The sequence below is a fragment of the Pantoea sp. X-Soil-ISGK-355 genome, from assembly GCF_059730805.1.
This window is the reverse complement of sequence record NZ_AP035971.1, coordinates 2,803,472-2,815,369: the sequence shown is the minus strand read 5'-3', so window position 1 is coordinate 2,815,369 and position 11,898 is coordinate 2,803,472. Positions and strand designations below refer to the sequence as shown.

Genomic DNA, 11,898 nt, shown 5'->3' with positions numbered 1-11,898 from the left:
CGCGGACTGAAATCTGAGGCAGAAGAGAGTGGGTGAGACGTAACCCACTGGCAGATAACACTATGCCTCTGTTGCGGTTGATTCCAGGAGCCGCAGGCGATGAAAAGCAGCAAGGGAAGAACAAGCCCGCCCTGATTCAGGCGGGCCGATCACTTATACGGCGCGGTGCGTGTGCACCATATAATTCACGTCAGTGCCGGGGGCCAGTTTGAAGCGATTGGTCAGCGGATTGTAGTGCAGGCCGATAATGTTACGTTCACGCAGCGTCGTTTCATCCACCCAGCCCAGCAGTTCGGAAGGACGGATAAACTTCTTCACGTCATGGGTGCCGCGGGGCAGCATGCGGAGCACATATTCCGCGCCAAAGATCGCCAGTAGCCAGGCTTTGGGATTGCGGTTCAGCGTAGAGAAAAAGACTTCGCCGCCGGGTTTGACCAGTTTCGCACAGGCGTGAATCACCGAGCGGGGATCCGGCACGTGCTCCAGCATCTCCATGCAGGTCACCACATCATATTTCCCTGCGTTCTGCTCCGCATGCTCTTCAACGGTCTGCTGAACGTAGTCCAGCGTGACGCCGCTCTCCAGAGCATGCAGACGCGCCACGGCCAGTGGTTCGGCACCCATATCCAGACCGGTCACAACTGCGCCTTCACGCGCCATGCTTTCGGATAAAATGCCGCCGCCGCATCCAACGTCGAGCACGGTTTTACCGAACAGGCCATTGCTGTGCTGCGCGATGTAGCCCAGGCGCAGGGGGTTGATACGGTGCAACGGTTTAAATTCACCCTCCAGATCCCACCAGCGTGAGGCAACGGCCTCAAACTTGGCAATTTCCTGCGCATCGACGTTATGCTGATGATTCTGCGGTTGTGCATTCATTGAATCGTAACTCCTGACAAAATGTGCCCACAGTATAAACGCTTAACCGCAGTTGGCACACCTTTCAGGGGCAATGAAAAGCAGGGGAAATCGGTGGTTAACGTTCACCAGAGCATTGCAGTGTGATATACTTTCGCACCTTTAAAATCCGGGATTAAGTAGAGGGATAGCGGCTCCATGAGCGACCTTGCGAGAGAAATTACACCGGTCAATATCGAAGAAGAATTAAAGAATTCTTACCTCGGTTACGCCATGTCGGTCATCGTTGGCCGAGCTTTACCCGATGTGCGTGATGGCCTGAAGCCGGTTCACCGTCGCGTACTCTATGCGATGAGCGTACTGGGTAACGACTGGAACAAACCCTATAAAAAATCTGCCCGCGTCGTCGGTGACGTTATCGGTAAATATCACCCGCATGGTGATTCCGCCGTTTACGACACCATTGTACGTATGGCCCAGCCTTTCTCCCTGCGTTACATGCTGGTGGACGGACAAGGCAACTTCGGTTCCATCGACGGCGACTCCGCTGCAGCGATGCGTTATACCGAAATTCGCATGTCGAAAATCGCCCACGACCTGTTAGCTGACCTGGAAAAAGAGACCGTCGATTTCGTACCGAACTATGACGGCACTGAGCAGATCCCTGAAGTTCTGCCGACCAAAATCCCTAACCTGCTGGTGAACGGTTCTTCCGGTATCGCCGTGGGTATGGCAACCAACATTCCACCGCACAACCTGCGTGAAGTGATTAACGGCTGCCTGGCGTACATTGAAGATGAGAACATCAGCATTGAAGCGCTGATGGAGCACATTCCGGGGCCTGATTTCCCGACCGCCGCCATCATCAATGGTCGTCGTGGCATCGAAGAAGCGTACCGCACCGGACGCGGCAAGATTTACATTCGCGCACGTGGCGAAGTGGAAGCCGATGCGAAAACGGGCCGCGAGACCATCATCATTCACGAGCTGCCGTATCAGGTGAACAAAGCACGCCTGATTGAGAAGATTGCGGAGCTGGTGAAAGAGAAGCGTGTCGAAGGCATCAGCGCACTGCGCGATGAGTCTGATAAAGACGGCATGCGCATCGTGATTGAAATCAAGCGTGATGCGGTCGGCGAAGTGGTGCTGAATAATCTCTATTCACTGACCCAGTTGCAGACATCGTTTGGCATCAATATGGTGGCGCTGCATCAGGGCCAGCCGAAGATTATGGCGCTGAAGGAAATTCTGGATGCCTTTGTTCGCCATCGTCGTGAAGTCGTAACGCGTCGTACCATCTTTGAACTGCGTAAAGCCCGTGACCGCGCGCATATCCTGGAAGGTCTGGCGATTGCGCTGGCGAATATCGATCCAATTATCGAGCTGATTCGTCGTGCACCAAACCCGGCAGAAGCGAAAGCGGGTTTGATTGCACAGGCGTGGGATCTGGGTAACGTGTCAGCGATGCTGGAGCGTGCCGGTGATGACGCCGCGCGTCCCGAGTGGCTGGATCCGCAGTACGGCATCCGTGATGGTCAGTACTATCTGACCGAGCAGCAGGCTCAGGCGATTCTGGATCTGCGTCTGCAGAAACTGACCGGCCTTGAGCACGAGAAGCTGCTGGATGAGTATAAGGCACTGCTGGAGCAGATCGCTGAGTTGCTGCACATTCTGTCGAGCGCTGAGCGTCTGATGGAAGTGATCCGCGAAGAGCTGGAGCTGATGCGCGATCAGTTTGGCGACGATCGTCGTACAGAGATCACCGCAAATACCGCCGATATTAACATCGAAGACCTGATCAATCAGGAAGATGTTGTGGTGACATTGTCGCATCAGGGCTATGTGAAGTATCAGCCGCTGACCGACTATGAAGCGCAGCGTCGTGGTGGTAAAGGCAAGTCAGCCGCACGTATCAAAGAAGAGGACTTCATTGATCGTCTGCTGGTGGCGAATACCCATGACACGATTCTTTGCTTCTCAAGCCGTGGCCGTCTCTACTGGATGAAGGTTTATCAGCTGCCGGAAGCCAGTCGTGGCGCACGTGGACGTCCAATCGTCAATCTGCTGCCGCTGGAAGCCAACGAGCGCATTACGGCGATTCTGCCGGTACGTGAGTATACCGAAGGCTTCAATATCTTTATGGCGACCGCGCTGGGTACCGTGAAGAAGACTGCGCTGAAAGAGTTCAGTCGTCCGCGTAGCGCCGGCATTATTGCCGTGAATCTGCGTGATGACGATGAGCTGATCGGTGTGGCGCTGACCAACGGTAATGACGAAGCGATGCTGTTCTCAGCGGCCGGTAAAGTGGTGCGCTTCGCAGAAACCGCAGTTCGTGCCATGGGTCGTACCGCTTCTGGCGTGCGCGGCATCAGGCTGGCTGAAGGCGATCGTGTCGTGTCGTTGATTGTGCCGCGTGAAGAGGGTGCCATTATGACCGTAACGCAGAATGGTTACGGTAAGCGGACTGCCAACAGCGAATACCCGACCAAGTCGCGTGCGACGCAGGGTGTTATTTCAATCAAAGTGACTGAACGTAATGGTCCGGTAATTGGCGCGGTTCAGGTTGTCGATGGCGATCAGATTATGATGATCACCGATGCCGGTACGCTGGTGCGTACTCGCGTTTCAGAAGTGAGCGTCGTGGGTCGTAATACCCAGGGTGTGATCCTGATTCGTACCGCAGAGGATGAGAACGTAGTCGCTCTGCAGCGTGTTGCCGAGCCGGTTGAAGAAGAAGAGCTGGATTCAATCGACGGCAGCGTGGCGGAAGGCGAAGATGATATTGCGCCGGAAGCTGAGATTGACGATGAAGAGATTGCACCGGAAGCGGATGCAGAAGACGAAGACGACGCAGCTGAAGACGAAGAGTAATTTGTCTGACGTGAGCTGAGGTTCGTTGCAGAAACGGCAGGTCAGGGGAAACCCGGCCTGCCGTTTTTTTGTGTGTGATGGACAGATTGCAGGGGCAGAGAGTTTATGGCGGGTGGCTGGGAGCTGATGGCTGTGAGTCGGGAGCCGTCGCAATGCCTGCTGTGCCCGATCGCAAAGGATTCCCGCATCCCTGCGGATCGGCCACGCCATCCCTGCCGTGGACACGTTGCTCTTCGGGCACAGCAGGCCTTTTTTGTGGGGATTTGGGTGTCGCTTTGAGGGGATGGGCGTGGTGTTTGCGGGGTGAGATGTGGGGCGGGCACATGGCTGGTGGCTATGAGTCGGGAGCGGTCGCAATGCCCGATCGCAAAGGATTCCCGCCTCCCTGCGGATCGTCCACACCATCCGTGGCGTGGACGCTTTGCTCTTCGGGCACAGCAGGCCTTTCTTATTGGGGTTGTGGTGTCGCTTTGAGGAGATGCAGATGGCGCTTTGGCTGTCTTAAAAGATTCCCAAACCTTCCGCTAAGCCTGCGGCTGGCTGGCTTTTTTCGCCCGATAAAGCTAGTGTATGGGCATTAAAAATCGATGATGCGACTAACCTTGCCAACTGCGAGTTACCTTTGAAATATCCTGTCTCTTTCCGCACTACGCTTCGCATTTCGCGCTATCTTTTTCGCGCGCTGGCGCTGCTAATCTGGACGCTGGGTGCCGTTCTGACAGCGTTTTACATCATCAGCGTACTGCACAATAAAGAGACGCAGGTCCGGCAGGAGTTCGCCAGCAACTACGGCACGATACAGTGGTATGTGCGCCATTCGGCGGACATGATGCGTGAGCTGAAGTACATCACTGAAAACCGCTTAACCAACGCCAGCAGTGGTCTGGATGTGCTGACCGGCATGATGCCAGGTAAAGCCACCCAGCCGCAGTATACGCCGCTGTTCTCGGATGGCGACTGCACCTCAATGAGCAATACCTGGCGCAATTCGCTCGATTCACTCAGCTACTACATCAATTACTGGAAAAGTAACTTCGCCTCATCGTATGAACTGAATCGGGTGTTCTTTATCGGTGGCGAGAGCCAGTGTCTGGCCGACTTTACCATTGGCAGCAGTAATGCCGATCGGGAACGCAGCCTGAAATCGCTGCGTGAGAATGTGCTCCGCTATCGCAATAGCAGTGAGGAGGATCGCCGCAATCCGATGTACTGGATCAACAGCAGTGCTCAGCCCGGTGTCGGCACCTTCTATATGGTGGTGCCGGTTTACGTCGCCAACAAGTTACAGGCGCTGCTGGGTGTTGAGCAGAATATCCGCCTGGATGAGTTTATTCAGCCGGGTAGCCTGCCGGTCATTGCGTCCATTACCGATGAAAATTATCGTCCACTGCTTAACTCGCGGCGCGGCGGGCTGGGCTTCTCGCTCGATAATCTGCCGGATGATAAAACCTGGTTCGGTTATCTGAATGGGTATCGTCAGCTGGTGCTGAAGAAACCGCTGCCGCCGTCCGACCTTAATGTGGTCTGGTCGATACCCACCGATGTGATGGTGGATCAGCTCAAGCTGATGATCATTAATGCGCTGCTGCTCAATATTTTCAGTGCGGTGATCCTGTTTACGCTTGCCTGGGTATTTGAGCGGCGGATGTTCCTGCCGGCGGAGGAGAATGCGCACCGGCTGGAAGAGCATGAGCAGTTTAACCGTAAGATTGTTGCTTCTGCGCCGGTCGGGATCTGTATTTTACGCACCAGCGACGGCACCAATATTCTGAGTAACGAACTGGCGCATAACTATCTGACGTTGCTGACGCAGGAAGATCGTCTGAAGCTGAATGAGATAATCGGCGGACAGCAGGTCAATTTTGTCGATGTGCTGACCGGCAGTAATACCAACCTGCAAATCAGCTTTGTGCATTCGCGTTATCGTAATGAGAACGTGGCGATTTGCGTGCTGGTCGATGTCTCAGCGCGTGTGCGGATGGAGCAGTCTCTGCAGGAGATGGCTCACGCGGCAGAGCAGGCGAGCCAGTCAAAATCGATGTTCCTTGCTACCGTCAGTCACGAACTGCGCACGCCGCTGTATGGCATTATCGGTAACCTCGACCTGTTACAGACCAAAGAGCTGCCCAGCGGCATCGACTCGCTGGTGACGGCGATGAACAACTCCTCCAGCCTGCTGCTGAAGATCATCAGCGATATTCTCGACTTCTCGAAAATTGAGTCCGAGCAGTTGAAAATCGAGCCGCGTCCGTTTGCCCCACGTGAAATCGTGACACACATCGTCGGCAACTATCTGTCGCTGGTGGTGAAGAAGCGGCTGACGCTCTACTGCTTCATCGAACATGACGTGCCACAGGTGCTGGACGGCGATCCGCTGCGTCTGCAGCAGGTGATCTCGAACCTGCTGAATAACGCGATTAAGTTTACGCACACCGGTTGTATTATCCTGCATGCCTGGGTTGCGGAGGGCTATCTGGCCTTCCGCGTCCGGGATACCGGGGTCGGCATCCCGGCGAAGGAGCTGCCGCGCCTGTTTGATCCCTTCTTCCAGGTGGGAAATGGCGTGCAGCGTAATTTCCAGGGCACGGGGCTGGGACTGGCGATCTGTGAAAAGCTGATCAACATGATGGATGGTGACATCGAGGTCGACTCAGAGCCGGGCATGGGCAGCCAGTTCATTGTCCGTATTCCGATCTACAAAGGACAGAAGCCGTCGCTGATGCTGCTGGAGGGTTTGCAGGATAAGAAAATCTGGCTGGCGATGCGCAATGACTATCTGGCGCAATTTGTTACCCGCCAGATTCAGCAGCAGGGCATTGAGGTTGCGGAGTATAACGGTAAGCCGGGTCACGACGATGTGGTGATGACCGATTACGAACTGGAAATCGACTTACCGCTGCGGGCGCTGATCACCTTTGACGGATCGCATGTGGATATGCCGCGTGAACGTCAGCCGGGGCGCTGGATCCACTCGACAGCCACGCTGCACGAGGTGCCGGCTCTTCTGGCGCGCATCTATCGTATTTCGCTGGGCCACGATACAGCGGATGCGTTGCTGCTTGCCGCGCCGGTCGAAGAGAAAGTGCATAACGATGACATCATGGTGCTGATTGTTGATGACCATCCGATTAACCGCATGCTGCTATCGGAACAGCTTGGCACGCTGGGCTATCAGGTCAAAACCGCGCAGGATGGCGTGGATGCGCTTAACGTGCTGAGTCGTAATGAAATCGACATCGTGCTGACGGACGTGAACATGCCAAACATGGATGGTTATCGCCTGACGCAGCGGTTGCGTCAGCTGGGCCATCTCTTCCCGGTGGTGGGCGTGACGGCGAATGCGCTGGCGGAAGAGAAACAGCGTTGTATGGATGCGGGTATGGATAACTGTCTGTCGAAACCGGTGACGCTGGATGTGCTGAAGGTGACGCTGGCAATCTATGCTGATCGGGTGCGTAAAACGCGGCCAGGATAAAGCAGGATAGGGCAGGAGAAGAGGCGGTGCAGACTGCACCGCCTCAGACGTAACTTAGTCTCTTTCGACCTGACTCTGGCTGACAGACGACAGGTAGTTCAGCAGCGCGATATCATTATCCACGCCCAGTTTCATCATTGCTGATTTCTTCTGGCTACTGATGGTTTTGATACTGCGGTTCAGTTTCTTGGCGATTTCGGTCACCAGGAAACCTTCTGCGAACAGACGCAGTACTTCGCTCTCTTTCGGTGACAGGCGTTTGTCGCCATAACCACCTGCGCTGATCTTCTCCAGCAGCTTCGCAACGCTTTCCGGCGTATATTTCTTGCCTTTCTGCAGTGCAGCCAGTGCTTTTGGTAAATCGGTAGGCGCGCCCTGTTTCAGGACAATCCCTTCGATATCGAGATCCAGTACAGAACTCAGAATCGCCGGGTTATTGTTCATGGTCAGAACAATAATCGACAGATCCGGATAGTGACGTTTAATATATTTAATCAGCGTAATGCCATCGCCATACTTCTCACCTGGCATAGAGAGGTCGGTGATCAGGACGTTAGCATCAAGCTTGGACAGATTATTGATCAGTGCTGTTGAGTCTTCGAACTCACCTACAACGTTGACCCATTCAATTTGTTCCAGAGACTTTCGGATACCGAAAAGGACAATTGGATGGTCATCGGCAATAATTACGTTTAAGTTATTCATCTTATTGGTTACCTTGCTGCAGCAGTTGATTGACGTAAGCGTCAATATCACTGGTGGTATTTGTAATGTTTGAATCGTCACACGCTTTAATGTGGTGTTCTAACTCTTCACAAAGCTGTTTGCCGGGAGTCAGATTGAGCATGGCAAACACGCCCTTTAGGCGATGCGCTGTCTGAGCAAGCGAGGCGTAGTCCTTTTCCGCTGACTCAGTATACAGTCTCTTCACATCAACCGGTACTGTCTCCGTAAACAGCTGGAAATAGCCACCGCTCATCAATGGCGTGGCCGTGTCGTCTTCCATGTCATTATCCATCACATCATGCGACAGTTGCTTCTCAATCAGGGCCAGTAAGGCATCGAGCATCGCATTACTGAGATTGAAATTGACCCGATACTGCTGGTCGTTCAGTGCATGATGACCCAGCTCATCTTCCGCCAGCAGCAGTGCCCAGCCGCTAAGCTTTGCGGGATCGTCGGTCACCAGCACATCGTGATCCTGACCGGAAATGCGCTCATCGGGCGTCAGACAACGTGCGCCCCAGTTTTCCAGATGGCGGCAGACGATTTTATGCACGTCCTCCACGGTGATCTCCACCAGCGCGGTCACACCATCCAGAATCTTCTCCTCTTCTTCTTCGCGCTTCTCTTCCAGCACCAGCGGCAGCTGCATGTTGTAGCGCGTGCCGATATCCGCTTTTGCCACGATATCGAGACTGCCACCCATCTGCTTGCAAAGCTGCTTACACAGGAAGAACGCCATGCCGGAAGCCTGTCCGTAGCGATCCTGACTGGTATCGCCCAGGAACGGGAAGTCGACATTCGCCAGCTCATCCACCGTCAGACCCGCACCGGTGTCCACCAGTTCGATGATCACTCTATCGGCCTGTTTGTCCGCAGCCTTAACTTCCAGGGTGATTTTTCCCCAGCGGGTGGTGGTCAGAGCATAGTGCATCAGCGTGGTCAGCACTTTACGCAGTGCGCGACGGTCGCCAAATCGCGTCTCGTCATTCGCCAGATGATTATTGACCACCAGCGACAGTCCTTTGCGACGCATCAGCGGCAGGCTTTCCAGTGCGATTTCGTCCAGCAGCTCCTGCAGGTTAAAGACGGTCGCATCCGGTGACCAGTCATGCGCCTCAAGCCGGTTGAGCAGCACGATATCATCTACCAGTCGCGCCAGTCCCTGGCTCTCATCGAGCAGGTCCAGCACGGTCTCATCGGCATCACGCTGGCTGAGCTGCACCAGCTGCGTCACCATCTTCTCCAGAGGCTGATTCAGTGCATGGCCCAGATTGTGCAGCAGCTGCTGACGCATCTGATGATTGCGATCCAGCACCTGCTGCGCTTTCTGCAGTTTCTTATTCACCAGCAGCTCACGATCCTGGTCACGCATCATAAACAGCTGAGTATGTGGCGACAGCACGCTGCGGGCGTGGCGAATCTCATACACTTCGTTATTGATAGTGGCCTGCAGCACGCCCTGATGCTGGTCGGACATATTAATAATCTTCTGCAGATTGAGATGCGGCAAAAGATGTTCAGCAATCTTATTGCTCAGCAGGGTGCGGTTGCTGGCAAAGTCATACACCAGCAGGCCGACCGGCAGGCTGGCCACAATCTCTTCATTCAGTACCCGTAGCGAATCAAGTTCAGCGCTCTGATTCTCGCTGGGACGTAGCGACTGCTGGCGCAGCAGCACAATACCCGCCAGCGACAGCAGGAACAGCAGCAGGTTGATCAGCAGCGGCCAGAGCAGGTTGTGCAGGCTGTCGATAATCAGGCGGGTAATCGGCACCTGATAGACCAGTTGCAGCGACGTACTGGGCAGGGTGGCCGTAATCTCAATATTGGGATTAACCAGCGTGATGCGGGTGTTTTCCACCTCCTGCTGATCGGCTGTCGTGGCAGGCATTGAGCTGTCCTGACGCAGCTGGAAGTTTTCCAGCGGCATGTTCTGCGGAACAATATCGTTAACCGGCAGATCAAAGGCGACCACCGTGGCCAGATGGCCCGGCTGATTGAAGGTGGTGCGCAGCGTGAAATAGTGGTCGTTCTGGAAGGCGAGATGGCGCAGCGGCGAGAAGCTCTCGCGTTCATCCAGCGCATTGGCCTGTTGCAGCATCTCCGCGCGGCGGCTATCTACCATTGAGCTGATAGCGCTCTCTTTATAGCGCGTCGCCATATCTTTCAGCGGCAGGGTCGAGATCATAATCAGGCTGTTGTCCTGACCATTTAAAAAGTACATCGACCAGGTGGGATTTTCTGCGCCCCACAGCGTGTCGAGATAGTTCGACATCCGCATGGTCATATCCAGCGTGCTGCTGTCGTGTGAGCCGAAAATCAGCGCCTCGGTTTTACGCCGGGTTTTTTCCAGGTAATAGACGTCAGGACGCAGCCGCGTCTCCTGCAGATTACTGCCGGGTGTTGCGCCTGCCGCACTGGTGGAGAGGTTTTCATAGATCTGCCAGGTGGCAAAGCGGTAGGCGTCGATGCGCTTCTGCACGTCACGCGCCAGATCGTCCATCGCATAGCGTTTGCCAGTCAGCCAGGCATTGACCGAGTTATGCACCATAAAGCCCAGCGCCAGCAGCAGCACCAGATTGAAAACCACAAAAAAGCGGGTGACATTGCCGGAGGTCAGTGGAAACTTATACAACATAGCGTGTCAGGTACCTGAATTATCGCGCAACTTTTCGCGCACTGGCGGCTACCGCTAGCAGCAACAGCGCGATCATTAGAAATGCGCCGCTGAGGCTGATCCATTGCGAAATGAATCCGATTAAAGCCGGACCTGAGAGAATACCCGCATATCCCAGCGTTGTCATGGCAGAAATCGCCAGGTTCGCAGGCATATCCTGTTGATTCCCGGCAGCATTGAACAACATCGGCACCGTATTGGATAAACCAAAGCCAACCAGCAGGAATGCCAGCAGGGCGATCTCCGGCCACGGCAGCCAGACGGCCAGCGTCATGCCCGCTGCGGCGGTCAGTGCGCCCGTCAGCATCACCGGATAGCGGCCAAAACGCTGGATGATCTTATCGCCGCTAAAACGGCCCAGCGTCATCGCCACCGAAAAGACCGCATAGCCCAGACCGGCGTAAGCGGGTGACATCGCCGGGTTCTGCAGCAACAGCAGCGCACCCCAGTCCAGCACTGCCCCTTCCGCCAGGAACAGGATAAAGCAGAGCAGGCCAAGAAATGCGACCCAGCCACGTGGGATCACCAGCCAGGGCTGATCCGGCTGGTGCAGACGCTGGCTCATTAACACCGGCAGTCGCCACAACAGCAGTAACAGCATTACGGCCATCACCACCAGGGTCGCGTGCAGCGGCGTAAATGAGCGGCTCAGCAACAGGCTCACCGTACCCGCACCGAGAATCCCGCCCAGACTGAAGAAGCCATGAAAGCCAGACATCATCGGCTTATCAGCAGCCTGCTCAACCTGTACCGCCTGATAATTCATCGCCACATCCAGCATGCCCAGACCGGCACCAAACAGCATCAGCGCCGCGGCCATTACCAGATGAGAGTCAGCCGTGGCCAGCAGCGGCATCATAAGCAGCACTAACAGCGTCGAGAAACCCATCACCCGACGGCAGCCAAAACGTGCCACCAGCGTGCCGGTCACCGGCATCGCGGCCAGCGAACCAATTCCCAGGCAAAGCAGTAACGCGCCTAAGGAGGCACCGCTGAGCTGCAGACGATCGCGGGCAAACGGCACCAGCGGTGCCCAGGCTGACATCCCCAAGCCATTAATCAGAAAGATAGTGCGCGTGCCCCAGTTCAGGCGGCTCTGATGCTTATGTTGTTGTGCAGCGTCCAGTGCAGTCATAGGTCAGATTCATCAAAGATAAAGCGGAAAAGTGTAGCTCTGGCCGCGAGTTCAGTGGCCGTTGCGCCTCTTATCAAAGTGGTGCAGCAACATCGTTTAAAGGGCAAAACCGGGAGTTTACCGACTTTTGCTGCGCCGCGAATTTTTTCCAGAACT

6 protein-coding genes are annotated in these 11,898 nt (G+C 55.1%); 2 read left to right on the top strand and 4 right to left on the bottom strand.

Translation table 11 applies throughout. The features are described from left to right. Positions 1-153: 153 nt before the first annotated feature. Positions 154-879 (bottom strand): bifunctional 2-polyprenyl-6-hydroxyphenol methylase/3-demethylubiquinol 3-O-methyltransferase UbiG, encoded by a 726-nt coding sequence (ubiG, locus tag AC6I8J_RS12860; RefSeq protein ID WP_090959232.1) that lies wholly within the window; start codon positions 877-879, stop codon positions 154-156. A 177-nt stretch (positions 880-1,056) separates the two neighbouring features. Here ubiG and gyrA point away from each other — a divergent pair, with 177 nt between their 5' ends. Next, positions 1,057-3,729, top strand: coding sequence for a DNA topoisomerase (ATP-hydrolyzing) subunit A (gyrA, locus tag AC6I8J_RS12855; RefSeq protein ID WP_161733352.1), 2,673 nt, complete (start codon positions 1,057-1,059; stop codon positions 3,727-3,729). A 622-nt stretch (positions 3,730-4,351) separates the two neighbouring features. Continuing rightward, positions 4,352-7,204 carry a two-component system sensor histidine kinase RcsC gene (rcsC, locus tag AC6I8J_RS12850; protein WP_161733350.1) on the top strand — a complete coding sequence of 951 codons (2,853 nt, stop codon included), beginning with the start codon at positions 4,352-4,354 and terminating at the stop codon, positions 7,202-7,204. A gap of 54 nt (positions 7,205-7,258) precedes the next feature. Here the strand turns inward: rcsC and rcsB are convergent, their stop codons facing one another. Genes rcsB through AC6I8J_RS12835 form a run of 3 tightly spaced genes read right to left on the bottom strand, consistent with a single transcriptional unit; the run spans position 7,259 to position 11,742 of the window. Next, a complete protein-coding gene (rcsB, locus tag AC6I8J_RS12845; RefSeq protein WP_003854204.1) occupies positions 7,259-7,909 on the bottom strand; it encodes a response regulator transcription factor RcsB in 651 nt (216 codons plus the stop codon). 1 nt (position 7,910) lies between these two features. Next, entirely contained in the window at positions 7,911-10,568 is a 2,658-nt protein-coding gene (gene rcsD, locus AC6I8J_RS12840) for a phosphotransferase RcsD (protein WP_161733348.1), read from the bottom strand. A 19-nt stretch (positions 10,569-10,587) separates the two neighbouring features. Then, on the bottom strand, positions 10,588-11,742 hold the full coding sequence (locus AC6I8J_RS12835; protein ID WP_150010514.1) for an MFS transporter: 1,155 nt from the start codon (positions 11,740-11,742) through the stop codon (positions 10,588-10,590). Between the last annotated feature and the right edge of the window lie 156 nt (positions 11,743-11,898).

What these genes read in the sequence shown, in the direction of transcription:
- ubiG (WP_090959232.1), bottom strand. Translation starts at nt 879, where the DNA reads ATGAATGCACAACCGCAGAATCATCAGCATAACGTCGATGCGCAGGAA.
- gyrA (WP_161733352.1), top strand. Translation starts at nt 1,057, where the DNA reads ATGAGCGACCTTGCGAGAGAAATTACACCGGTCAATATCGAAGAAGAA.
- rcsB (WP_003854204.1), bottom strand. Translation starts at nt 7,909, where the DNA reads ATGAATAACTTAAACGTAATTATTGCCGATGACCATCCAATTGTCCTT.
- rcsD (WP_161733348.1), bottom strand. Translation starts at nt 10,568, where the DNA reads ATGTTGTATAAGTTTCCACTGACCTCCGGCAATGTCACCCGCTTTTTT.
- AC6I8J_RS12835 (WP_150010514.1), bottom strand. Translation starts at nt 11,742, where the DNA reads ATGACTGCACTGGACGCTGCACAACAACATAAGCATCAGAGCCGCCTG.